Source organism: Dyella flagellata, assembly GCF_030160275.1.
Taxonomy (GTDB): domain Bacteria; phylum Pseudomonadota; class Gammaproteobacteria; order Xanthomonadales; family Rhodanobacteraceae; genus Dyella_B; species Dyella_B flagellata.
The window spans coordinates 67,691-92,449 of record NZ_BSOA01000050.1; the positions used below are offsets into that span (position 1 = coordinate 67,691).

The window sequence follows — 24,759 nt, forward strand, 5'->3', positions numbered from 1 at the left end:
ACATGTCCCTCCCGTTCTCTGGCCCCTAGCATTTGCGCGCCTTCTCACAATGAGAATCGCATCACGTAATTGAACGACGCGCCGCGCCGTGGATGGAGCGTGCGCGAAGCTACAGGGGACAACCGATGGAACGCCGGGTTCATTTCATCTCGGGCCTGCCAAGGTCCGGGTCGACCTTGCTTGCGGCTCTTTTGAGCCAGAACCCGCGCTTTCAGGCGGGCATGAGCGGTCCGCTGGGCGGGGCCTTCAACACCCTCCTGGGCGAACTCAGCGACCGCAACGAGTATTCGGTCTTCATCAGCGACGCGCAGCGTCAACGCATGTTGCGGAGCCTGTTCGACGCTTACTACGGGCCCGAATACGGCGCCGAGGTCGTGTTCGATACCAATCGCGCCTGGTGCAACAAGTTGCCTCAGCTGAAGACACTGTTCCCGCAAGGCAAGGTGATCGCTTGCGTGCGGCACGTGTCGTGGATCATCGACAGCGTCGAGCAGCTGGTGCGCAAAAACGCCTTCCGGCCCTCCTCCATCTTCAACTATCAATCCGGCGGCACTGTGTACTCGCGCGCCGAGGGCTTGGCCAACGGCGAAGGCCTGGTCGGTTATGCCTACAACGCGCTGAAAGAAGCGTTCTACGGCGACGACACCGCCAACCTGATGCTGCTGCGCTACGAAACGCTGGTGAGCAACCCGGCGCGCGCGATCGCCGCCGTCTATAACTTCATCGGCGAGAAGCCCCACGCCCACGACGTCGACAACATCAGTTACCAGGCCGATGAATTCGATCTGCGTGCCGGCACACCGGGCCTGCATACCGTGCGCAGGAAAGTCGAAGCGCGTGAGCGCACCAGCGTGTTGCCGCCGGACGTATTCCACCGCTTCGAGAACGACATGTTCTGGCTGGATCCGGCGCTGAATCCGCGCGGTGTCCTGGTGGTTTGAGCGCGCTGTCCGCTCGTCTTTTTGAATCGAACAACCGCCTCGCCAGCTGCCGCGTGCGCTTGGCGATCGCTGATCAACAACTCGCAGGTCTAACAGGGAGCTTTTGCCGTGAATCGCATCTATCGACTGGTTTTCAATCGTGCCTTGGGTGTCATGCAGGTGGCGTCGGAATTCGCCAGTGCACCGCATGGCGGCGCCTGCGCCGACGCGGCTGACCGCGCACCCGAGTTGACCGTGCGCCTGCTGACGCGCGCGCTGCTCGGCCTATTCGCACCGATGCTGCTGCTCGCATCTTCGAATGCCTTCGCGACCGTGGCACCACCGACGCAATACGTCGTCACGCAAACCACGGATGACGGCACCGGCAGCACGGTCGGTACCTTGAGCTGGGCCATCGTCCAGAGTAACGCCACGCCCGGCAGCATCATCGACATCACCTTGCCGTCAGGCAGCAACAGCATCACCGTCAGCGGCACGCTGCCGACCCTCACAGGGGTTCCCACCATCGAAAGCAGCGGCGACGTAAGCATCAATGCTGCCATCACCAGTACGGCGCTAGTGGCCATCCGAGGTACCGGCGTGGTGACCTTCGCCAACACGGCGAACCAATTGTCCGCAGGCATGCTCCTGGCGCCTTCTTCGTCCGTGACGCTGAATGGCACAGCGGTCTCGCTGAGCAGTCCGGGCACGGGGCTTTCCGGCGCCACGGGAACCGCGGGGACCGCAGGGACGACTGGTGCGCCCGGAACGTCGGGTGGTGTCGGATTCGTTGGTCTCACCGGGCAAGGCTTTAGCGTGACCAACAGCGCCATCATTACAGGTGGCCAAGGTGGTGTCGGTGGTGCTGGGGGGGTTGGCGCGAGTGGTTTTAGCCCCTTCCCCAATCGTGGCCCCGGTGGACCAGGCGGTACGGGGGGTGCAGGAGCGGCTGGCGGGAATGGCAACGCCGGTGTCTATGGCACGGGCTTCAAGTTGAACAATGCAGGCGTGATCGTGGGTGGTGCAGGAGGAACCGGTGGTGCGGGCGGCACCGGCGGCACCGGTGGGACTGGCAAATACGCCAACGGCGGCACCGGCGGTAACGGAGGGGTCGGCGGCACCGGCGGCGCAGGTGGCGTAGCTGTCATCGGCTCGGCCTTCACGCTGACCAATAGTGGTGTGATTAGCGGCGGCGCCGGCGGCACGGGCGGCGCGGCTGGTGTCGCCGGGCCCGGCGGCGGCTTTTCTTTTAGTGGCGCGGCCGGGGCTCCGGGGCAGCCAGGCATCGCCGGCCAGGGAGGCCAAGGTGGCGTTGGCGTCGTATCGACCGGCAACGCGACCATCACCAACAGCGGTACCATCGAAGGTGGCTTGAGTGCCACGGGCCAGCGGACGGATGCCATCGACTTGCTTGGCGGCGGCAACTTGCTGGTGCTTGAGGCCGGCTCGACCATCAACGGCACGGTGCGCAGCACCAGTGGCACGACCAACGGCGGTGACACCCTAGACCTGGGCGGCAGCACCAATGCCACGCTCAGCGGTTCGCTCGGCGACACCGGCAGTGGCCTGCAATACCAGGGCTTTGCCAACTACGAGAAGACCGGCAGCAGTACCTGGACCTTGACGGGTGCGGCCAACCTGGCAGCGGCGTGGTCGGTGCAGGGCGGTGAACTCGATCTGGCGAGTCTTGGCAGCCGATTCAGTGGCGGCTTCACCCTGGCGTCGAGCACGACACTTTTAGTCGGAAAAGGTGGCGTGCCGGTCTGGCTGACAGCCGCCAACGGCAATAACGGACTCACGGGCAGCCGCGGGACCAGCACCACTCCAAGCGGTGCTGGCGGGGTCGGCAGCACCGGCAGCGTGGCGGTGACGGGCACCGGCTTTACGCTTATCACCCAGGCGCACGTCACTGCCGGGACAATCACCGGCGGCATGGGAGGCGGGGGCGGTTTGGGCGGAGTCGGCAGCCTCGGCACGAATGGCAGTGGCGGGTCCTCGCCAGCCACCTCAGGCCAGGCGGGCGGTATGGGTGGCATCGGCGGTAGTGGTGGTGCGGGTGTCAGCGGGTCGGCGATCTCGCTAAACAACTCCAGCGGCATTGCCGGTGGCAACGGCGGCGTTGGTGGGGTGGGTGGCGCTGGCGGCACGGGCGGTTTCGGGTACTACTCCTCGACGGTCACCCCTGCGCCTACCACCTCGGCGGTAGGCGCAGGAGGTGCTGGCGGCACCGGTGGCATGGGTGGCCAGGGTGGTGCGGGTATCAGCGCCACGGGCCCAAGCACGCTGGTGAACACCACCTCGGGTTCCATCGTGGGCGGTATTGGCGGCCGAGGTGCGATCGGCGCTAGCGGCGGTTGGGGCGGCAATTCCATAGGCACCCCCGCGGGCGGTGCTGGCGGGGCCGGTGGTATCGGCGGTGTGGGTGGCACGGGCGGCACGGGTGTCTATGGCGCCCAGTTCACTCTCAACAATTCCGGTCAGGTCACAGGTGGTGCCGGTGGCTACGGCGGTATGGGTGGCCTGGGTGGCAATGGTGGCAATGCGAAGACGGCTGCTGCCGGCAGCAGCGCTCCCGGCGCCACGGGCGGTCTTGGTGGCGCAGGTGGAGCAGGCCTTGGCGGCACGGACTTCACCGCGACGAACAACGGTACATTGGACGGCGGTGTTGGCGGCATAGGTGGGACAGGCGGCTATGGCGGCTTCGGAGGAACCTCCAACACCATCACCAACAGTGCTAGCGGTGCCGCCGGTAACGGCGGCCAGGGTGGCAACGGCGGTGCGGGCGCGACCGGCGCGGGCTTCACGCTGACCAACCATCAGGCCATTGTTGGTGGTGCGGGCGGTGCCGGTGGCAGCGGCAGTTACGGCACGCCTGGGAACCTGAAGGGCAAGGGTGGTGGTACCACTGGCAGGTCGGGCAACGGTGGCACCGGCGGCGCCGGTGGTGCGGGCGTGAGCGGCACCGGCTTCACCTTGACCAATGTAGCCACCATCACCGGTGGCGTGGGTGGCGCCGGCGGCAGCGGTGGCGCGACTTACAATGCCACTTACGCGGCGAGTAGCCCCAATCCAGCTCTCGCCGGCACGGCAGGTAACGGCGGCAATGGTGGCACGGGCGGCGCCGGCGTCAGCGGTGCGGGCTTCACGCTGACCAATACCGGCACGATCACCGGCGGCAGCTTCGGCGCAGCGGGTGTCAAGGGAGCGACGACCACCGGCGATACCGCTGGTACTGATGGTGTCGGCGGAGCGGGCGGTGTGGGTGTTGTCGCCACCGGCGGCGCCACGGTTACCAATGCCGGCACCATCGCCGGCGGCCTGGGCGTCGGCAGCACGCAGGCGGATGCGGTGGACTTCAGCAACGGCGGCAACACGCTGGTGATCGAGTCTGGCGACAGCTTCACCGGTCACGTGGTCAGCACCAGTGGCAACACCAACGGGAGCGATACCCTTGACCTCGGCGGTAGCACCAACGCCAGCTTCGACCTTGGCAGCGTGGGCGCGGTGGGCGGCGGCACGGCCTACCAGGGCTTCAGCCACTTCAGCAAATCCGGTACCAGCACCTGGACGCTGACCGGCACCGGCAGCGCCGGCCAGACTTGGACGATTACCCAAGGCACGCTGACCGGCACCAGCACCAGCATCGTGGGTAACGTCGCCTTCGCCCCGGTCAGCGGCGGTAGCGCAAACCTTAGCTTCAATCAGTCCGCCGACGGCGTGTATGGCGGAGCGATCAGCGGCATCGGCACGCTGACCAAGACCGGTACCGCCACGTTGACCTTGACCGGCACGGGCACCTCCGATCAGTCGTGGACGATCACCAACGGCGCGCTGGTCGGCAACAGCAGCAACATTGTGGGCAACGTCAGCCTCAGCGGCGGAAGCACCCTTACCTTCGATCAGGCCACCGATGGTGCGTATGCTGGTGCAATCAGCGGTATGGGCGTTGTGACCAAGACCGGCAGCGGCAGCTTGACCTTGACCGGCTCAGGCAACGCCAGCCAGGCGTGGACAATCGCCAACGGTACGCTGATCGGCAACAGCACCAGCATTGTGGGCGATGTTGCCTTCCTGCCGGTCACTGGCGGCGTCGTGAACGTTACTTTCAATCAGGCCACCGACGGCGTATACGGCGGCACAACCAGCGGCGTCGGTTCGCTGACCAAGTCCGGCAGCGGCACGTTGACCTTGACCGGGACCGGCAGCATCGGCCAGTCGTGGACGATCGCCAACGGTACGCTGGCCGGCAACACCAACAATATCGTAGGCAACATCACGTTCGCGCCAGTCAGTGGCGGTAGCGCAAACGTCATCTTCAATCAGACCACCGATGGCACGTACACCGCCCTGATGAGTGGCAATGGCTCGCTGACCAAGACCGGCAGCGGCAGCTTGACCCTGATCGGCTCGGGCAGTGCCGGCCAGAGATGGACGATCGCCAACGGCTCGCTGATCGGCGACAACATCAGCATCGTGGGCAATGTCACATTCGCGCCGATCGGCGGCGGCAGCGCCAGCCTCACCTTCGATCAAGCCACCAATGCTACGTACAACGGTGTGATCAGCGGCAACGGCTCATTGACCAAGAGCGGTGCCGGCACGCTGACCCTGACCGGCAACAACACCTATACCGGTGCCACTACGGTCAATGGCGGCATGTTGCAAGTCGCCAACAACAACACCAGCGGCATGCTGACGGGCAACGTGACAAACAACGGCGCCATGGCCTTCGCCCGCACCGACGCTGTCACTTATAACGCCGTGATCAGCGGCAGCGGCAGCGTGGCGCAGATCGGCAGCGGTACGCTGATCCTCGATGGCGTGAATACCTACACCGGCGGTACTACGGTACAGGCGGGCACGTTGGAAGTGGGCGACAGCTCGCACAGCAACGCATCCATCCAGAACAACGTAACAGTCGATACCAGCGGAACGCTGCGTGGTCATGGCAGCATCAATGGCAACGTCACCAGCGACGGCACGGTGTGGCCTGGTGGTTCGGTGGGTGTGCTGACAATCAACGGCAACTACACGCAGAACGCCGATGCCACGCTGCAGATCGATGTGACGCCGACGCAAGCTTCGGAGCTGCTGGTGAACGGCAACGCCAGCCTGGCCGGCACGCTCGCCTTGATCTATGCACCGGGCACCTACACTGCCACTACCTACACCTTGGTGCAGGCCAACGTCCTGAGCGGGCAATTTGCCAACACGACCGCGAGCGGAGCGGTACCGACCGCGCTGAATCCGAAGGTGACGTACACCGCGACCCAGGCGGACCTTGTGTTGGCGGGGACCCCAGCACCGACGCCAACCCCGGCCCCTGCACCAGCGCCTGCACCCGCCCCCGCCCCAGCGCCGACCCCGACCCCAAGTCCCGTACCAACGCCAGCCCCGGCCAAAACGGTCGTAGCGCCGCTGGATGGCCGCCTGTATGCCAACCTGATGCGCAGCGAGAATTTGGTGGGGCAGCAGTCGCTTTCCACGGTGCTCGGTGCCACGCTGCGTAACGGTGATACAGCATGCAATGGCAACGATACGGCGCACGCCAACACCGTCGCCTCCTCGTGCAACAGCGACCTGTGGGTGCAGTACAGCGGCAGCAGCGATGAGCTGACCGGCAGCAATGGTCTGAACAGCACGGCGTTCGGACTGCAAGGCGGTTTCGACCACGCAGTAGGCGATACCGTACATGTGGGCGTAGAAGCCGGCTTTGATCGGATCAACGGCAATGACCACAACGGCGGCAACGGCAGCATCGATACCGTGCACGGTGGCGTGTATGCCTACGCCAACGCAGGTCCAGTGATGTTGTCAGGTGTGCTCGACCAAACGCATAGCAGCTACCGAGTGTACCGCCAAACCGGTATTGGTCATGGCGTAGCCAATCCTGATGGCAGCACTACATCCGCGGCACTGCAGGCCGCCTGGCCACTCGCCGCTGCGCAATGGCGGATCACTCCGGCAGTAGGGGCGCTGTACCAGCACCAGACGCTGGATGCCTTCAGCGAAACCGTGCCTGGCGGCAATCCGCTAGCGCCGGCCTTCGCGGTGCAGGGCTCACATAGTGCTTACAACACCTTGCAGCCCTATGCGCGCGTGCTGTTCTCGCGGACGTTCATGGCCCGGGGCATCAGTTACGTGCCGCAGTTCGAAGTCGGCTATCGCTATGACACGCATAACAGCAATACGCCGGTGGTGCGGGTCGCCAGCCAGGACGGCACCGAGTTCATGCTGCCGGGCGACACGACCGGACGCGGCACGGCAACGATGGGTGCGCGCATTACGGCGCAAGCGGGTGCATCGTGGAGCCTGTATTTGGACTACCAGGGTCAGTTCTCCAGCCATCTGAACGACAACGCACTGAGCGTGGGCTTCAGCAAGAAGTTCTGATGTCGCGTGCAGAACCCCTCTCCCTTCGACAGAGGGGTTCTGCGTCGCACTAGGCGTTACGCCACAAGTGTTCGCTGCATGATCCATTCGCCATTCGGCGCAACGCCGACATGCGCGAACCCCAGCTGCGTGAGAATTCGCTGAGCCCCGCGGCGTTCCAGCTTGCGATTCTCGACCGTCGCCAGCAGGCGCTGTGGAGCGCCCGGCTCTCGCGCAAACGCCATAAAGCCGGCAATCATCCTCTCCATCAGTTGTACGTTCAGCCCCATGCGCCGGTCTCTTGGACGGACGAAGATGCGTACGAAGCCATACGATCGCGCTTGGTCGTCCAGCGCGATCGCCACGGTGCAGATACCGGCGATCTCTCCGGTTTCCTTCGCTTGCAGCACGCACGCCACCTCAAAGGAGCGACGCCAGGCCTCATCGGGGTTGGGCAATGCGCCCTCCTGCAGCCAGAAGGCAACGATCTGGCGGCGCAGGGCCTCGGTCAGATGCCCGAAGACCCATTGAACTTGATAAGGCGGGGTGATGCTGGTCATGGATGCATATTCGTAAACGATCCGCGTTTTATGGCATAAACCCAAGCCAACACGCTACGGTCCTTTGCCATGTTTCTGTCATGCGTCGCCCGTAGTGTCGTTCGAATGGCCTTGTCCAGACTCGATCCGCACCGCCACTCCGTGAGCCAAGCATGACGGTCACACGGCGCGATTTTCTGCGTGGCGCCGGCGTATTCGTCGGCGCTTATGCGCTGGGCGACGCATGGCGCACGGCAAGCGCTTCCACCATGCCGATGGCGATGCCCGCCCGCACCAGCGCAGCGACTTTGGCGGCGCCCAAGGTGCCGTTGATCAATCCGACTTCGTTGGCGCGATTCGTCGATCCGTTGCCTATTCCATCCTTGGCAAGCGTGGCGGAACAGCGCGCCGATCCTACGAATCCCGGCCACACCCTGCCCTGCTATCGAATAGCCATGCGCGCGTGCAAAGTGCAGCTGCACCGCGACATTCCCGCCACGCCGCTGTGGGGCTACGCAGGTCAATTTCCCGGCCCAACGATCGTGGCAAGACGTGGCGAGCCGCTGCTGGTGGAATGGACGAATGCGCTGCCGACGAAGCATTTCCTTCCCATCGATCACACTCTGCATGGCGCGGAGAAAGACCATCCCGAAGTGCGCGCAGTAACGCACGTGCACGGTGCGCGTGTGTCAGCCGAAGCGGATGGCTTCCCAGAAGACTGGTATGCGCCGGGACACTCGACGCTGTATCGCTATGCCAATGGCCAGGATGCGGCCACGTTGTGGTACCACGACCACGCGATGGGCATTACGCGGCTCAATGTCTATGCCGGCCTGTTCGGTGCGTACATCGTGCGTGATGCGCAAGAGCAGGCGCTCAACCTGCCCACGGGCGAATACGACATTCCCCTGATGCTATGCGACCGGCTCGTTGCCCAAGATGGCCAGCTCTACTACCCCGTTTCAGATGATCCCGACGCGCCGTGGGTCATGCAATGCAATGGCAATCTCGTCTTGTGCAACGGCAAGATCTTTCCGTATCTGGAAGTCGAGCCGCGACGCTATCGGTTGCGCTTGATCAACGTCGCCAACACGCGCTTCTTCGATCTTTCCCTATCGCACGATCAGGCCATGCAACAAATCGCCAGCGACCAGGGGTTGCTGGCGGCAGCGCTGGAGCGGGCACGGATCGAGCTGTATCCGGCCGAACGCGCCGAGGTGGTGATCGATTTCGCCAGCTTCGCCGGCAAGTCGCTGCAATTGCGCGATGAGTCGCAAGGTATTCTGGAGTTTCGCGTACGCGATAACGGCCATCGCGATACATCCGCCTTGCCTGCCACGCTGCGCCCGATTCCACGCATCGATCCGGCCAATGCAGCGCGCAATCGCATCCTCACGCTCAACGAAACCGACGATGCCAACGGCAACGCCATGACCATGCTGCTCGATGGCAAGCGCTGGTCCGATCCCATCACCGAGAACCCGCGCCAGAACAGCGTCGAGACCTGGAGCTTCGTCAATCTCACCGGCGATGCGCATCCGATCCATTTGCACCTGGTGCGTTTCCAGGTCGTCGATCGCCGGCCATTCGACCTGTTTGCCTGGAATGCGCATCGCAAGCTGGTGTTCACCGGGCCGCCGCTGCCGCCGGAACCGCAGGAACTTGGCTGGAAAGACACCGTGCGGGCCGACCCCGGCATGGTCACCCGCATCGCCATGCGTTTCGAAGGCGAGCCGGGCCGCTATGTCTGGCATTGCCATTTCCTCGAACACGAGGACAACGAAATGATGCGGCCCTACGAGTTGTTGCCGGCGCATTCGTAAATATCGCGTCAATCCGGCGTGCATCCAGTCACGTTTGTCTTGGCATTGTCATCACGCCATGACGCAGTGTCGCGTTGCTGCCAACGTCGCGTCATGTACGCGGCGCAGACTCTCCGCCGGTCTGTGAAGGCCTTGCACAACGCAGACCGTAATCAGGGGGATTATTCGCGCCGGCTTGCGCCACAGGCCGGCAGGAGACACCAGTTATGCCCACCAAGTTTGGCCGTACCCGGTTGAAACCTTTTGTACTCGGCGCGCTCATCACCAGTCTCGTAGGTGTGGCGAACGCCCAGAACAATGACGCATCCAACGACGCAAAATTCCGCGCCAGCGTACCCACCACTGCCACCCGACCTGTAAGCGGCCAGCCTGGCGGCACCGTTACGCTGTACAGCCCGGATTCGGAACGGGATGCGAGCAACCGCACCCGCACCCCGATCAAGCACGTGATCCTGTTGATCGGCGAAAACCGCACCTTCGATCACGTGTACGGCACCTACACCCCCCCGAAGGGGCAAACCGTCGACAACCTGCTGTCAAAGGGCATCGTCAATGCTGACGGCACGCCTGGTCCGAACGTAGACCTGGCCAAGCAATGGCAGGCTACCCAGAGCGGCGACTTTGAGCTGGCGCCCAAGCGCACCAGTGCTTACACCAATCTGCCGCCGATCAACACCGGCAGCGCGCCCACCCAGGCGTATCTTTCTTCCGCTGCCCAAGCCGAAGCGCTTGAACCAGGCCTGCCGACGACCTATTACCCCTATCTTGCCGAAGGCGGCACAGGCCTGCCCAATGGCGTGGTCGACACGCGCTTCCCGGCCACGCTGCCGAATGCGCCGGTCGATATGCATGCCTCGATCAGCTACAACGACTACGCCAGCAGCCCGGTGCATCGCTTCTTCCAGATGTGGCAGCAGCTGGATTGCGCTGCGAGCCACGCGACCTGGAAAAACCCCAGCGGTTGCCGCGCCGACCTGTTCCCGTGGGTGGAAGTGACCCTGGGCGCCGGCACCAACGGCAAGGCCCAGCCGGTCAATTTTACCGAGCAGAGCACGCATGAAGGTTCCACCGCCATGCAGTTCCTCAACATCGCCCAGGGCGATGCACCGTACTTCAAGCAACTGGCCGAGCAATACGCGCTCAGCGACAACTTTCACCAGTCGGTGATGGGTGGCACCGGCGCCAACCACATCATGCTGGGCTTCGGTGACCTGATCTATTACGCCGACGCCAACGGCGAACCGGCCATGCCGCCGGCCAACCAGGTGGAAAACCCGAATTCGCAAGCGGGTACCAACAACTGGTGGGTGCAGGACGGCTACAGCGGCGGTTCCTACGTGAATTGCGCCGACGACAGCCAGCCTGGCGTAGCCGCTGTACGCAAATACCTGAAGAGCCTGCCGTATCACGCTTTCCGCCACGGCGACTGCAAGAAGGGCGCGTACTACCTGGTGAACAACTACAACCCCGGCTACCTGGGCGATGGCACGCCGGCGCCGCTGGGCCCGCAACAGTTCACCATTCCGCCGACCCGCCAGCAAAACCTCGCCTTGCTGCTGTCGCGCCATCACGTGAGCTGGAAGTACTACGGTGAAGGCTGGGATGCCGGCAAGGAAGACGGCGAAGCCGGCACCTTCTGCAACATCTGCGATCCCTTCCTGTACTCCACGCAAGTCATGACCAATCCGGCTCTGCGTGCGCACAACCAGGACCTCAACAACCTTTACAGCGACATCCAGAACGACACCCTGCCGGCGGTTTCCATCGCCAAGCCGGACGGACTGCTGGACGGCCATCCGGCCTCGTCCAAGCTGGAACTGTTCGAAGGCTATGCGAAGAAGATCATCGACATGGTCAAGGCCAACCCGAAGCTGTGGGACAACACCGCGGTGATGATCACCTTCGATGAAGGCGGTGGCTACTACGACTCCGGCTACGTGCAGCCGGTCGACTTCTTCGGCGATGGCACGCGCATTCCGCTGCTGGTGGTGTCGAAGTACTCCAAGGGTGGCCGCGTGGTGCACACCTACTACGATCACGTGTCGTTCGACAAATTCGTGGAAGCGAACTGGGACCTGGACGAAACCATCTCCCGCCGCAGCCGCGACAACCTGCCGAACCCGATCGCCATGCCGAACAACCCCTACGTACCGGTCAATGCACCGGCCATCGGCGACCTGATGGAAATGTTCCGCTTCCATCGCCATTGGGGCGAAGACGGCGACGACAACGCGCAAAACTGAGCAAGCCCTACAGTTCCCTCCCCTGCTTGCAGGGGAGGGTCAGGGTGGGGTAATGCGAGCGTAGCGAGCGTCCGCAAGCTGTAACAAAACACCTATAAAAATAGAGGCTTCCGCCACCCGCGATTTGAACGATGAGCCTGCTAGCCCGTTCTACCGGTTATCTGAGCCGCTGGTCCAACCCCATCGCCGCCCTGATGCTGATCGGCGCATCCGGCGCCGTCGCCACCAGCGCGCATGCCGACCCCGCCGACTTCCAGGCCATGCCCGGCCTGTGGAAGATCACCCTGCACACGCTCAAGGATGGAAAGCAGCAGGTGAAGTGGAAATGCTTCTACGATGGCGCGGACCCATGGACCACGTTTGCCGATACGGCGGAACCGGATGAGCACTGCCAACGCAGTGGCGAACATCGCACCAGCACGGCGCTGGCGTGGCAGCTCAACTGCGATGCGCATAAAGGAAGCGCGCACATACAACTGGATTCAGCCCAGCACTACGCCGGCAAGCTGACGATGGATGGCCAGCCGATGCTGGAGATGGACGGCGAGCGTTTCGCGGCCTGCACGGGCCCCGCTGACTGAAGTAGGCTGGGATGACAATCCCAGCATCGCCATGCCAGTCATGCTGGGATTGTCATCCCAGCCTACGGGTCCGCCTTCACGTTTCCATCACATTACCGGTTTCAAGTTACCGCGCGATGGGCCGTGGAAGGCCGTCCGGGCCGGCGTCAACCGGACAAAAGTGCGCAGGCGCAACACCTGCGTGAGGATGGATCAACAGAGGGGAAACAACGCATGCTTTTCATGAAAGGCGTGAAAGCCGGTGCCGTGGCGGCACTGGTGATGATCACTGCTAGCGCCAACGCAGGTACGTTTCCGGATTTCGGCTATAAGCCACCGGCGAATCAGTACTCAGGACCGCTGTTTCAGCTGAGCCAGAATTATCCGGCAAGCTTGCCGAAGGGGGCGGTGCCGGAGTTCTTCAAGCTGCTGCCCGCCAAGTTCACCAACGATTTCGAGCAATGGCGGCCGTACGTGGATGCGGTAAAAAAATACTGCCTGGAAGGCAATGTCGAAACCAACTGGGACGTGCAGAAGAACAAGCTCCGGCACTGGTATCACATCCCATGGCAGCACTACGGGCCGGCCGGGCGTGAGGGCATCCATGGGCTCACCAAGGAAGCACCGATCCAGCCTCTGCAGCTTGCGTCCACGCAAACCGCCTCGGGCACGACCTATGCCGTCGGCATCTACAACGACATCGGTGGCTATACGATCGGCCAGGTCTGGAAGAATCCACAGGACCCTGATCCCAGCGTGACCTCCCAGCCCAACAGCTTCCATGACGGCACGGTCGTGTGCAAAGCCCTGTTTGCCGACATTGACGTGAAGACGGTGCCGTTCCTGGCCAACCCGGTGCTGTGGCAGGCCTATGTGACCGATTCCTTCGCTTCGGCCAATCGCCAGATCAAGAACGTCGCCTTGATCCAGATGGATTTCGCCGTACGCGATAGCCGTGTAAAAGGTACCGGCTGGATCTTCGGTACGTTCCAGTACAACGGTGCGATCACCGGCAAGCCTGGCTGGGACAACCTGGTGCCGGTGGGCGTGATGTGGGGCAACGATCCGGAAAACACCAAGAACGACTACACCAACAAGCAGCCCACCGTTACCAAGATCAACCCGACGATCCTGGAATCGGCGATCAATGCCAAGCCCGAACTGCCGCCCACGCACCTGGGCTGGAATGGACGCCTCAACGGTCCGGTGGATAACCCGATGAGTGCCTGCATGAGCTGTCACATGACCGCTGAAAGCCCGCAGCTCGCGGTGTTGAACCCCACCTTCCTGCCGCCGCCCGCCAAGATTCCAGATCCAGGCTCAAAGGAATGGATGCGTTGGTTCCAGAACATAGATGCGGGCGTACCGTTCAATCGCGAGGCGCTCAGCACCGACTACAGCCTGCAGCTGTCTCAGGGCATTGCCAATTTCTACGAGTGGAAATGCAACCAGGGTGGCGTCTTTGTCGATGGCGGCAACGCCTGCGAGAAGGCGGGAAGACTGCATCTGAAGCTGATGAAGTCGGCCACGCCGCCGGCACAAGTGTTCAAGGTGGAACGCGATCCGGCGATCAACGATCTGCATTGATCGCTGGCGTGATCACGCTGCAAACCGGGCTGGCAATCAGCCCGGTTTGTTGTCCGCCTATCAGTTCTTGGCTACCGCCACCATGCTCACGGTGTAGGTATCGCCAGTCGGATGCTTGAGTTTCAATGTCAACGATTGACCTGCATCCTTGTCCATGACGGATCGCATGCCGAACGCGCTTGCTCCGGCAATGGTCTTGCCATCGGCCTCGATGATTTCGTCGCCCACCTTGATGCCTGCCTTGTCGGCCGGCAGTCCGGGCTGAAGATAGCTCACCACGACGCTCTTCAGTTTCGGATTCAGCATGAAACCCTCGGTCTCGACCTTGAATCCGATCCCGAACCGTCCCGGTTGACCCGCGGCGGAGACGCCCAGGCAGGTGAACAACAGCAGCATGAATACCCATGCGCGGACGGCAACGGCTGATTTCGGCTTGTGCATATGAGGCGATTCTCCCTGTCAGGAACTTGATGCGTGAATCGGTAGGCTGGGATGACAATCCCAGCATCGAGGATGCTGCACGTATGGCAATGCTGGGATTACATCCCAGCCTACCCAACCCGCTCCACTTCGGGAACGGCCATCGGCTTACCCAATTGCCGCGACCTGCGCTTCTCTTCGCGCCGTGCCTTGCGTACGGCCTTGCGCACACGCCGGTCGTGCTGCCACAAGTAGATGGCCGGGGTACTGAGCAAAGTCAGTAACTGCGACACGAACAGTCCGCCCAGGATCGCGATACCCAGCGGCTGGCGCATCTCCGAGCCGATGCCAAAGCCGATCGCCAACGGCAAGGCCGCACCCATCGCCACCAATGTAGTCATGGTGATCGGACGAAAACGCACCAGCGCGGCCTCGCGAATCGCCTCCGGCGGGGTGAGGCCGCCTTCGCGTTCGGCGACGAGGGCAAAGTCCACCATCAGGATCGCGTTCTTCTTCACGATGCCGATCAGCATCAGCACGGCGATCACCGACATCGTGCTGACTTGGGTATGCGTGATCAGCATGGCGAGGAAGGCGCCCATGCCCGCGGCTGGCAAGGTAGAAAGAATGGTGAGTGGGTGGATCAGGCTCTCGTAGAGAATGCCAAGCACGATGTACATCGCCAGGATCACGGCCATGAACAGGACCAGCGCATTGGTCGCCGCTTCCATCATTTTCTGGTTGTCGCCGGTGTATTGCTTGACTATGCCGGGCGGCAACTGCGCGGCGTACATGGCCTGGTCAATGTACTTCAGGCCATCGGTCTGGCTGAGGCCTTCGGCCAGGTTGTAGTTGATCGTTGCCGATTCCAGCTGGTTGTAATGCTGCACGTCGATCGGTTCGATGCGCGGACGGATATGCGCCAGGGCCGACAGCGGCACCATCTTGTTTTGTTCGTTGCGCACATACACGTTGAGTAGCGTATTGGGACTGAGCGAATGGGCGTTGTCGGCGATGAGGATCACCTGGTACTGGTTGACGTCGGAGTAGATCACTGAAGCCGGTGTCTGCCCGAATGCATCGGCCAGGGCCTGGTCGATCTGTCCAATATTCACTTGCAATCGCGCCGCCGCGTTGCGGTCGATCTCAAGCAATTGCTGTTTGCCGATGCTGTCGAAGGTGGTGCTTACATCCTTGAACTGCTTCATTTTGCGCATCGCTTGCGCCACGCGCAGCGTGGGATGCTGCAGTGGCTGGCTGGTGGTGCTGGTGAGCGCGAAGGCGTATTGGCCTTTCGCCTTGCTGCCGCCGCTGTCGGTGAAAAAGCCCAGGCTGGTGACGGCGACATTGACGTCGGTCAACTTCTTGTATTGCTCGGTGAGCCGCTTGATCACCTTGTCGGCGGGATCTCGCCGCTGCCCCGGGCCCTCACCGCGCGGCTTGAGGTCGATGAAGAAGGTGGCTTCGTTGCCGACGGCGCCGTTGGTGTTGTTGCCGCCCAGGAAAGAAGCCACGTCGAGCACGGCCGGGTCGGCCAGCATCACGGCCTCCACCGCTTGCGTGCGCTTGCCGAGCAACTCGGGGGAAATGTTCGCGTCCGCCACCATGTCCGCCTGCAGCATGCCGGTATCGCCTTCGGGCATCAGTGCGCCGCCGGCGGTCTTGGTCACCGCCACCGCCAGGCCGACCGTGAGTACCAGCAGAATCAACGGTTGCCAACGCATCATGCGCCGATGCTGCATGGCCCAATCCAGGCCGCGCCGGTAGATGCTGAGCAGCCAGCGATCCAGGCGTTCCACGGCTACTTCGACTTTGCCGGGCGCCGGCCGCGCACCAGTTTCCTCAACCAGGTAGCGGCCGCACAGCGCAGGTGTCAGCGTGAGCGACACGATGGCGGAAATCACGATGGTGGCGATCAGCGTGACCGAGAACTCGCGCATCAACATCACCATCTGGTTGTTGCCGAACACCATCGGCGCGAACACCGCCACCAGCGACAGGGTGATCGAGATCACCGTAAAGCCGATCTCGCGCACGCCGGTCAACGCCGCGTCCAGCGGCTTGGCGCCTTGTTCCATGTGCCGGAAGATGTTCTCGATCACCACGATGGCGTCGTCCACGACGAAGCCGATGCACAGCACCAGTGCAATCAGCGACAGCATATTGAGCGTGAAGCCCAACGAATACATCAGCACGAACGCGCCGGCCAGCGACAGCGGAATGCTGAACATCGCGATGATGGTGGGGCGCAGGCGGCGCAGGAACAGCAGCATCACCAGCGCCACCATCACGACGCTGAGCAGCAGCGCCACTTCCACCTCGTGCAAGGCGGATTTGGTCGACTGGGTCAGGTCGAAGATCGGCGTGATCTGCACGTCGGCGGGCACCAGCCGCTGCAACTTCGGCAAGGTGGCGCGGATTTCCTCCACCACCTGCACCGAATTGGCCTCCGAGCGCTTCATCACCTGCATGATTGCGGCGTGCTGGTTGTTGAACCAGGCGGCCTGGGTGGCATCCTGCTGGCCGTTGCTGAGCTTGGCGACATCGCCAAGATGCACCGGTACCCCTTTTTGATGGGCGATGACCAACGAGGCGAAGTCGGCCGGCGTATGCAGGCCATCGTTGGTGGACACCGTCATTTGTGTCATGCCGTCGCTGAGCACGCCTTGCGGCGAGGCGACGTTGGCCGCGCGCAGCGCGTTGGCCACGTCATTCGCGGTCAGGCCTTTGGCGGTCAGCGCCGCGCCATTCAACGACACTCGCACGGCATGCGGCGAGCCGCCGATCAGCTGCGCCTGCGCCACGCCGGTAATCTGCGCCACGGCCGGACGCATCAGCGTATCGGCCAGATCGTAGAGCTTGTCCGGTGGCATGCTGGTGGAGGTCATCGCAATCAGCAGCACCGGAATCTGCGAGGTATCCGCCTTGAAATACTGCGGCGGAAACAGCGCCATCTCCGGCGGCAGGTCCGGATTTGCCGCGTTGATGGCGGCTTGCACGTCGCGCGCGGCCTGGTCGGCGCTGCGCGACATCTCGAACTGGATCTGGATCAGCGAGCCACCCGAATTGGAATCGGACGTCATCTGCTGGATGCCGGGGATGCGCGCAAGCTGGCGTTCCAGCGGCGCAGTCACGGTCGAAGCCACGGTTTGCGCGCTGGCGCCAGGTAACAAGGCAGTGACTGCCACGGCCGGGAATTGCAGGGACGGGAAGGCGGCGATGCCCAGCACCAGGTAGGCGCAGAAACCCGCCAGCACCAGCCCGATCGCCAGCAGCGAGGTGCCGATGGGGCGGCGGATGATCGGCTCGAAGATGTTCATGCCGGCGCCTGTATCCACGCTTCCATAACGGCCGTGTACACACCGCTTGAACGGCCGTTGCGCTGATGAAAAGTATCCATAGTTACTTCATACGCTGATGCGCATGCGTACAAATGTGCTTGAAGTCGGGCCGTGCCGGAAGGCATGGCATGCTACCGATTCGTCATCCCAGCTTTTGCTGGGATGACGGCCGGGCAAGCTTACTCCACCTCGATGGCCGGAATTTGACGCCCCAACTCCCGCAATCGCCGCTTCTCCTCGCGCCGTGCCTTGCGCGCTGCTTTGCGCAGCCGGTGATCGTACGCCCACAAATAGATAGCGGGCGTGCTCAGCAAAGTGAGCAGCTGCGATACCAGCAGGCCGCCGACGATCGCGATACCCAGCGGTTGGCGCATTTCCGAGCCGATGCCGAAGCCGATCGCCAGCGGTAGCGCGGCACCCATCGCCACCAGCGTGGTCATGGTGATGGGACGGAAACGCACCAAGGCGGCCTGGCGAATCGCATCCGGCGGCGACATGCCGTGCTCGCGCTGCGCCACCAGGGCGAAATCCACCATCAGGATCGCGTTCTTCTTCACGATACCGATCAGCATCAGCACCGCGATGATCACCATCAGCGACAGTGGCGTGTGGGTAACCAGCATCGCCAGGAACGCTCCCATGCCCGCCGCCGGCAGGGTGGAAAGAATGGTCAACGGATGGCCCAGGCTCTCGTACAGGATGCCCAGCACGATGTACATGGCGAGGATGGAGCCAATCAGCAGGATAGTGCCGTTGGATTTCGCTTCCTGCAGCTGCTGGTTGCTACCGGTGAAATCCAGCTTGACTCCGGGTGGCAAGTGCACCGCCACCGAGGCCTGCTCAATCAGCGCAATGCCCTCGCTCTGCTGTACCTTGGGTGCAAGGTTGTAGTTGATGGTGGCCACTTGTTGTTGATTGTGGTGCCGAATGCCCAGCGGGCTGATGGTCGGCTCGATCGAAGCCAGCGCGGACAGCGGAATCATCTGTCCTTGCGTGCTGCGCACGTAAAGGTTGAGCAGCGCCTCGCTGCTCATCGTTTCCGCGCTGGACGAAGTGAGCACCACGCGGTACTGGTTGATGTCGGAGTAGATGACCGACACCTGGTTCTGTCCGAACGAGTTGGTCAACACCGCATCGATGTCGCCGATACTGACGTGCAGACGGCCGGCCTTCTCGCGGTCGATCCTGAGCTGCTGTTCCTTGCCGGTGAGGTCGAAATTGCTGCTGACGTCGGTCAGCTGTGAGATGGTGCGCAGCTTGCGCACCATGTTCAAGGTGATCGGCTGCAATTCCTGGTGGCCGGTGGTGTCGAGGATCTGGAATTCGTACTGGCCTGCATTGTCGCCCGCGCCGCCGCCGTTGAAAAACTGGATGGGGTTGAAGTACGCCTTGAGGCCCGCGATCGGCTCGAATTTTTTCTGCAGCCGTTTGATCACTTCTTTGATGTCGTCGCGACGCTCGCCCGGGCTATCGCCGCGAGGTTTGAGGTCCGCGTACATCGAGGCGGTATTGCCTACGGCAGCGCCGTTACCGTTGTTTTCGCCGCCCAGGATGGTCAGCACGTCGAGCGTGGCGGGGTCATCCTTGAGGATCTTGTTGGCCTGTTCGACGCGCTCGGTCAGCGCGCCGGGCGAAATGTTGGCGTCGGCGCGGAGCATGACGGCAAGTTGCCCGGTATCCTGGTCGGGCATGAAGGTGCCGCCAGCGGTCTTCACCACGGCGATGGCCAGCAGCACGGTAAGGATGAGCAAGGTAAGCGGCTGCCAGCGCATCACCCGGCGATGGTGCATGGCCCAGTCCAGCGCGCGTTCGTAATGGCTGTGTAGCCAGCGATCGAAGCGCAGCAGCGCCTGCTCGATGCGCGAAGGCGGTGTGCCCGATTGCGTTTCGGGTTTCAGGAAGTAGCCGCACAGGGCTGGCGTAAGCGTGAGCGAGACGATCGCCGAGATCACCACCGCCGCCGTCAACGTGACCGAGAACTCGCGCAGCAGGATGATCAGCATGTTGTCGCCGAACAACAGCGGCGCGAACACCGCGATCAGCGACAGCGTAATCGAAATCACCGTGAAGCCGATTTCGCGCACGCCGCGCAACGATGCGTCCAGCGCCGGTTCACCGTGCTCCATGTGGCGCACGATGTTCTCGATCACCACGATCGCATCGTCCACCACGAAGCCGATGCACAGCACCAGCGCCACCAGCGAAAGCGTATTGAGCGTGTAACCGAGCGCCCACATCACCACGAAGGCGCCTGCCAGCGAAAGCGGCACACTCAGCGCGGCGATCAGCATGGGGCGCAATCGGCGCAGAAACACCAGCATCACCAGCGCCACCAGCACGATGCTGATCAGCAGGGCGACCTCAACTTCATGCAGGGCGGACTTGGTGGCCTGGGTGAAGTCGAAGATCGGCGTGATCTGCACGTCCGCCGGCAGATAGCGCTTCAACATCGGCAGCTTGGCGCGCACCGCCTCGGCGGTGGTGACCGCGTTGGCTTCCGGCCGTTTGTTGATCTGCACGCCCACCGTACGCGTACCGTTGAACCAGGCCGCCTGGTACTTGTCCTGCTCGCCGCTGCTTACCTTGGCCACGTCCGACAGGTGTACCGGTACGCCCTTGCGCGTAGCGATCACCAGCTGCGCGAAATCCTGCGGCGTATGCAGCGCATCGTTGGCGGTAACCGTCATCTGCGTCTTGCCGTCGGTCAGCGTGCCCTGCGGCGAGGTCACGTTGGCGGCGATCAGGGCATTGCGGATGTCGTTGGCGGTCAGCCCTCTGGCAGACATCGCGGAGGTATTCATGTCCACGCGCACGGCGTGCGGGGTGCCGCCGAATACCTGCACCTGCGACACGCCCGGGATCTGCGCGAACACGGGGCTGAGCAGAGTATCGGTGAGGTCGTACAGGCGATCGGGCGGCAGGCTGCTGGAGGTCAGCGCCAAATGCAAGATGGGAATCTGCGAGGTATCGCGCTTGAAATAAGCGGGCGGGCTCGGCAGTTGCGGCAGGTCAGGCTGGGCCGCGTTGAGGGCGGTCTGCACGTCTTCGGCGGCCTTGTCCACGTTCACGCCAAAGTCGAAGCGCACAATCACGGTGACGCTGCCTTGGTTCGCGTTGCCGTAGATCTCCTGCACGCCAGGAATGCGACCCAGGTGGCGTTCCAACGGCGCCAGCACCGTGTTGGCCATGGTCTCAGGGCTGGCGCCCGGCTCGGAGGCGACCACGAAGACGCCGGGAAAATCGAACGTCGGCAGGGCGGCCACGCCTAGCATCAGATAGGCGCAGAACCCGGCGATGATCAGCCCGATGGCCAGCAGCGAGGTGCCGATGGGTCGGCGGACGAAGGGCGCGAAAAGATTCATCGGCTCACCCGCGTCCGTGCGTCAGGCAAGCGCAAGCCACGGCCGCAGTCATTCCGCGCGAGGCGTGGCGCAAGCAATAGGAAGGGCGCATTCATGGGCACCTTTATGCCTTGGAGGCCAGAAGCGTAAATGTGCCTGAAGTCCGGCCATGCCGGAAGGCATGGAAGTTCCGTTTCAAGAATTGAGTGGATCTCACACCCGTCGGAAACAGCCAGTTCCGTAGGCTGGGACGCAATCCCAGCACGCATGAGACCGCGAGGAGCTGGGGGATTGCCCAGGAGTGAGGATCGGCTCCGTCAGTGGAAGTCCGTGAACCAATCAACTCAAGTGCCGTAGATCCCTTCCCGCCGGGCAGGAAGGGATCGAACTTCGTTAGTTCAAGGCGCGTAACGCAAGCTTAGATACCAGGTCCGACCCAGCTGGTTGTAGTAATAGACCGTCTCATAATTACGATCGAACACGTTCGCCAGTTTGGCTTCCAGCTGCCAGCCGGGTGCAAACGCATAGCTGGCGCGCAGGTCGGTGGTGGCGTACCCACCCATGCGACGCGTATTGGCGATGTCGTCGTAACGCTTGCTGGCAGCGAAGAAACTGGCCCCTACATTGAACTGACCCAGCTTGCGGTCGAGGTCGACGCGTGCGGTGCGCTGAGCACGCCGCTGCAGCAACTTGCCGTTGTCCGGACCGCCGTCATCGTTCTTCGGCTGCAGCAGCGTGAAGTAGCTCTGCATGCGCCAATCGTCCAGGTTGAAGCCGAACTGGCCTTCAAGGCCGCGGATGCGTGCTCGGCTCATGTTTTGCGGCACGTAGTTACTGTCCAGCACGATCAGGTTGTTGATGGTGGTCTGGTAGGCGTTGACGCCCCAGTTCCAGTGCTGCAACTGCTGGGTTACGCCGATTTCCCCGCTGCGCGAGGTTTCCGGCCGCAGGTTCGGGTTGGCCGTGGGAAAGCCACCGGAGGGTGGGAAATACAAATCATCGAAGGTCGGCGCATGGAAGGCGCTGCCGTAGCTTGCCGACAGCACCAGGCCATGCTCGAAGTGATAGCCCCACGCGGCCGAGCCGGTGTTGTGATTGCCGAACTGGTCGTTGTGATCGTGGCGTGCTGCCAGCTGGATCTCGTTGCGCCCGAATGTGCCCTGGTACTGCAGGAACGTGCCGGTATCGGCGCGTGTGCTGCGCTCGAAGGCGGTGTCGCTGGCGACATGCTCCTGCTGATAATCCACGCCCGCAGTGAGCAGCTGGTTGGCCGCCAGCGTGATGTCGTTCTGCCAGGAAGCCTGGTTGCGGCGCGAATTGAAGTAACCCGTGGCCATACGCGGGTAGTACTGGCCGAAGTAGCTGCCCTGGTAGTAGCTGGCGAGGTCGTCGCGGCTTTGCCCGGCGTTGAGCGTGACCTTCCACGGCGACAGCGGTGTAAAGCTCAGGCGCGCGCCGGCAACGTATTGTTCCTCAAGGCTGTCGTTGCCGCTGTACGGACTGCCGGCAAATTCCGCGTTGCTCTTGCTGCGCAGCCAGTTGAAGGCCAGTTCGGTGCCGTTGTCCCAGCGGTAGCCGAAGTTGGCGAAGCCGTTCCAGTTGCGGTAGGCGTCGTTGCGCGGATCGTCCACGAAGCACGCCACGCCCAGTTCCGCTGAGCCCATGCGGCAATTGGGTATGCCGCCGCTGTAGGTGCCGCCGAGGCTGGCGTTGTACCAAAGATGCACATCGCCGCCGGAGATGCCAGCCTGTCCGCTGACGTACCCATGGCTGCCGCCGGTAACGCTAACGGAAGGCGAGATACCGCCGTTCGGTTGGCCGTGCTTGGTAAAAATCTGCAGTACGCCGCCGATCGCGTCGGAGCCATACAGGCTGGCGCGCGGCCCGCGCACGAGTTCGATGCGATCGATCACACTCACCGGTATCTGCTCCAGCGCGGTCAAGCCGATGCTCACCGAGCCGATGCGCACGCCGTCGATCAGTACCAGCACGTGCGTGGCGTTGGTGCCGCGCAGATAGAAGTCTGTTTGCGCGCCGATGCCGCCGCTTTGCCCGATCGATACGCCTGGCAGGCCGGTAAGCAGGTCGGCTATCGACACCGGCTGCAAACGCTCGATGTCCTCACGCGTGATCACGCTCACCGACGAAAGCGCTTCATTGGCCGTGATGGCAGTGCGCGTGGCGGTGACGATCACCGGCTCCAGCGTGCTGTCCGGGTCATGGGTGGATTGGGCGTAAACCGATGGTGCGGCCAGAGCGAGCAGCAAGGCGGATGCCAGTGCGGATTTCTTCAACACGATGGATGTTTCCCTGCCGCGCGTCCCCGCGCGGCGCAAGCATGAGCGAGCTGGCGCCGGAAGGGCTAGGGCACGGAAAAGCGGGCAGGCGCAAGGCACCGCGGCGCGAACCCCGAGCCTCGCCCACCGCGAGTGCCAGAACCTGTTCCAGGCCGGTCTCCGGACTCGCGAATGCATGCTTCGTTGCATGCCGTCGAACGATGCCTTCCCATGCCTTAGGCACAGTGGCGTGTAATCGTTCGAAATGCTCGCTTACCGTTGCGGGGGCAGTGCCGGCCTTGCTGTGCGAACAGCGTACCGGCTTCCCGTTTCATCCTTCAGGCTTGGGCCTTAAGGACACCTGGAACGGGCGCCACTGTAGCGGCTAAGCCGGCCAAGGACAAATAACCCGCCCTCCCGCACGTAGGCCGGGAGGGCAATCCCAGCATCGGGATCGGCCCGGCAAGCTGGCATTAGCATCCCAGCCTACGGGGTCGCCTCTCAATCCGTCTGCAGCTCCGCCACAAAATCGTAGATATCCCCGCGATACCACGAAGTGGTGAACTCCACCACACGTCCGTCATCGAGGAAGCCACGACGCTCGATATGCAGGCCTGCGCTGCCCGCGCTCACATGCAGCAATCGCGCCTGCCGGGCGCCGAGCAACACGGCACGCAGACGTTGCAAGGCCCGCACCGGGCGACAGTCGTACTTTTCCAGCGCTTCGTACAGCGAATCATGCACCTCGTGGGGATCCGGCAGCACGCTGGCCGGCACCACGCTGCGCTCGATCGCCAGCGGTTCGTCTTCCGCGTAGCGCACGCGGTGCAGGCGTGCCACCAGCACACCGGGCGAAAGATTCAGCGCCATCGATTCTTCCGGCGTCACCTCGCCCACGCTGCGCTCGAAGAATTCCGAACGCGGATGCAGGCCGCGCGCGCGCAGGTCTTCGGTGAAGCTGGTCAGGCGCGACATCGGCTTGATGATGCGCTCGGCCACGAAGGTGCCGGCGCCGTGGCGCTGGGTAAGCAGGCCTTCTTCCACCAGGCCCGCAATGGCCTTGCGTACCGTCACCCGCGACAAGCCCAGGGCTTGCGACAAATCGCGCTCGCTGGGCAGGGTCTGGCCGGGCTCGATGTCGCGATGCTGGATCACGTTGCGAATAGCCCGCCGCAACCGCAGGTAGGCCAGCGGCTGGTGGGTGGTGGCATCGCGGCTTAGACGCCGGTATTCCTCGGCCAGGGCATTCTGCATAGTTGCAAACCATACCAATGACAAACCACTCCCACAACAGGAAGCGGCCGCCCAGGCCCGCGTGGCTTAGGAAAAATTTGCAT

12 protein-coding genes and 1 riboswitch are annotated in these 24,759 nt (G+C 63.0%); of the genes, 6 read left to right on the forward strand and 6 right to left on the reverse strand.

Annotation, left to right across the window (positions count from 1 at the left end; all coding sequences use genetic code 11):
- Window positions 1–125: 125 nt before the first annotated feature.
- A complete protein-coding gene (locus QQJ96_RS21650; RefSeq protein WP_284334116.1) occupies window positions 126–941 on the forward strand; it encodes a sulfotransferase family protein in 816 nt (271 codons plus the stop codon).
- 108 nt (window positions 942–1,049) lie between these two features.
- A complete protein-coding gene (locus QQJ96_RS21655; protein WP_284334117.1) occupies window positions 1,050–7,313 on the forward strand; it encodes an ESPR-type extended signal peptide-containing protein in 6,264 nt (2,087 codons plus the stop codon).
- A gap of 56 nt (window positions 7,314–7,369) precedes the next feature.
- Here QQJ96_RS21655 and QQJ96_RS21660 read toward each other — a convergent pair whose 3' ends face one another.
- Window positions 7,370–7,852, reverse strand: coding sequence for a GNAT family N-acetyltransferase (locus QQJ96_RS21660; RefSeq protein WP_284334118.1), 483 nt, complete (start codon window positions 7,850–7,852; stop codon window positions 7,370–7,372).
- Window positions 7,853–8,004: 152 nt separating this feature from the next.
- Between QQJ96_RS21660 and QQJ96_RS21665 the strand changes: the two genes are divergently transcribed.
- From QQJ96_RS21665 to QQJ96_RS21680, 4 genes are all read left to right on the forward strand, one after another.
- Window positions 8,005–9,654: a multicopper oxidase family protein gene (locus QQJ96_RS21665; protein ID WP_284334119.1), complete on the forward strand. Its 1,650-nt coding sequence runs from the start codon at window positions 8,005–8,007 to the stop codon at window positions 9,652–9,654.
- A gap of 206 nt (window positions 9,655–9,860) precedes the next feature.
- Complete coding sequence (locus QQJ96_RS21670; RefSeq protein ID WP_284334120.1) at window positions 9,861–11,897, forward strand: alkaline phosphatase family protein; 2,037 nt, start codon at window positions 9,861–9,863, stop codon at window positions 11,895–11,897.
- A 131-nt stretch (window positions 11,898–12,028) separates the two neighbouring features.
- Complete coding sequence (locus QQJ96_RS21675; protein ID WP_284334121.1) at window positions 12,029–12,478, forward strand: DUF3617 domain-containing protein; 450 nt, start codon at window positions 12,029–12,031, stop codon at window positions 12,476–12,478.
- A gap of 213 nt (window positions 12,479–12,691) precedes the next feature.
- Window positions 12,692–14,044, forward strand: a complete 1,353-nt coding sequence (locus QQJ96_RS21680) for a hypothetical protein (protein ID WP_284334122.1) — start codon at window positions 12,692–12,694, stop codon at window positions 14,042–14,044.
- A gap of 60 nt (window positions 14,045–14,104) precedes the next feature.
- Here the strand turns inward: QQJ96_RS21680 and QQJ96_RS21685 are convergent, their stop codons facing one another.
- The 5 genes from QQJ96_RS21685 to QQJ96_RS21705 all read right to left on the reverse strand — a co-directional run bounded on the left by QQJ96_RS21685 (window position 14,105) and on the right by QQJ96_RS21705 (window position 24,676).
- Window positions 14,105–14,485, reverse strand: coding sequence for a PDZ domain-containing protein (locus tag QQJ96_RS21685; protein WP_284334123.1), 381 nt, complete (start codon window positions 14,483–14,485; stop codon window positions 14,105–14,107).
- Between the two features lie 110 nt (window positions 14,486–14,595).
- The gene (locus QQJ96_RS21690; protein WP_284334124.1) at window positions 14,596–17,784 is read right to left on the reverse strand and encodes an efflux RND transporter permease subunit; all 3,189 of its coding nucleotides are present in this window, start codon (window positions 17,782–17,784) and stop codon (window positions 14,596–14,598) included.
- Between the two features lie 200 nt (window positions 17,785–17,984).
- A complete protein-coding gene (locus tag QQJ96_RS21695; RefSeq protein WP_284334125.1) occupies window positions 17,985–21,167 on the reverse strand; it encodes an efflux RND transporter permease subunit in 3,183 nt (1,060 codons plus the stop codon).
- A 377-nt stretch (window positions 21,168–21,544) separates the two neighbouring features.
- Window positions 21,545–23,443, reverse strand: a complete 1,899-nt coding sequence (locus tag QQJ96_RS21700) for a TonB-dependent receptor domain-containing protein (RefSeq protein ID WP_345782722.1) — start codon at window positions 23,441–23,443, stop codon at window positions 21,545–21,547.
- Between the two features lie 133 nt (window positions 23,444–23,576).
- Window positions 23,577–23,802: riboswitch (cobalamin riboswitch) on the reverse strand.
- A gap of 121 nt (window positions 23,803–23,923) precedes the next feature.
- Window positions 23,924–24,676, reverse strand: coding sequence for a GntR family transcriptional regulator (locus QQJ96_RS21705; RefSeq protein WP_284334126.1), 753 nt, complete (start codon window positions 24,674–24,676; stop codon window positions 23,924–23,926).
- Window positions 24,677–24,759 lie beyond the last annotated feature (83 nt).

Bases quoted from the DNA above. Each gene is read 5' to 3' on its own strand.
- QQJ96_RS21665 (WP_284334119.1), top strand. From the start codon at position 8,005: ATGACGGTCACACGGCGCGATTTTCTGCGTGGCGCCGGCGTATTCGTC.
- QQJ96_RS21705 (WP_284334126.1), bottom strand. From the start codon at position 24,676: ATGCAGAATGCCCTGGCCGAGGAATACCGGCGTCTAAGCCGCGATGCC.
- QQJ96_RS21675 (WP_284334121.1), top strand. From the start codon at position 12,029: ATGAGCCTGCTAGCCCGTTCTACCGGTTATCTGAGCCGCTGGTCCAAC.
- QQJ96_RS21650 (WP_284334116.1), top strand. From the start codon at position 126: ATGGAACGCCGGGTTCATTTCATCTCGGGCCTGCCAAGGTCCGGGTCG.
- QQJ96_RS21680 (WP_284334122.1), top strand. From the start codon at position 12,692: ATGCTTTTCATGAAAGGCGTGAAAGCCGGTGCCGTGGCGGCACTGGTG.
- QQJ96_RS21660 (WP_284334118.1), bottom strand. From the start codon at position 7,852: ATGACCAGCATCACCCCGCCTTATCAAGTTCAATGGGTCTTCGGGCAT.
- QQJ96_RS21695 (WP_284334125.1), bottom strand. From the start codon at position 21,167: ATGAATCTTTTCGCGCCCTTCGTCCGCCGACCCATCGGCACCTCGCTG.
- QQJ96_RS21670 (WP_284334120.1), top strand. From the start codon at position 9,861: ATGCCCACCAAGTTTGGCCGTACCCGGTTGAAACCTTTTGTACTCGGC.
- QQJ96_RS21690 (WP_284334124.1), bottom strand. From the start codon at position 17,784: ATGAACATCTTCGAGCCGATCATCCGCCGCCCCATCGGCACCTCGCTG.
- QQJ96_RS21685 (WP_284334123.1), bottom strand. From the start codon at position 14,485: ATGCACAAGCCGAAATCAGCCGTTGCCGTCCGCGCATGGGTATTCATG.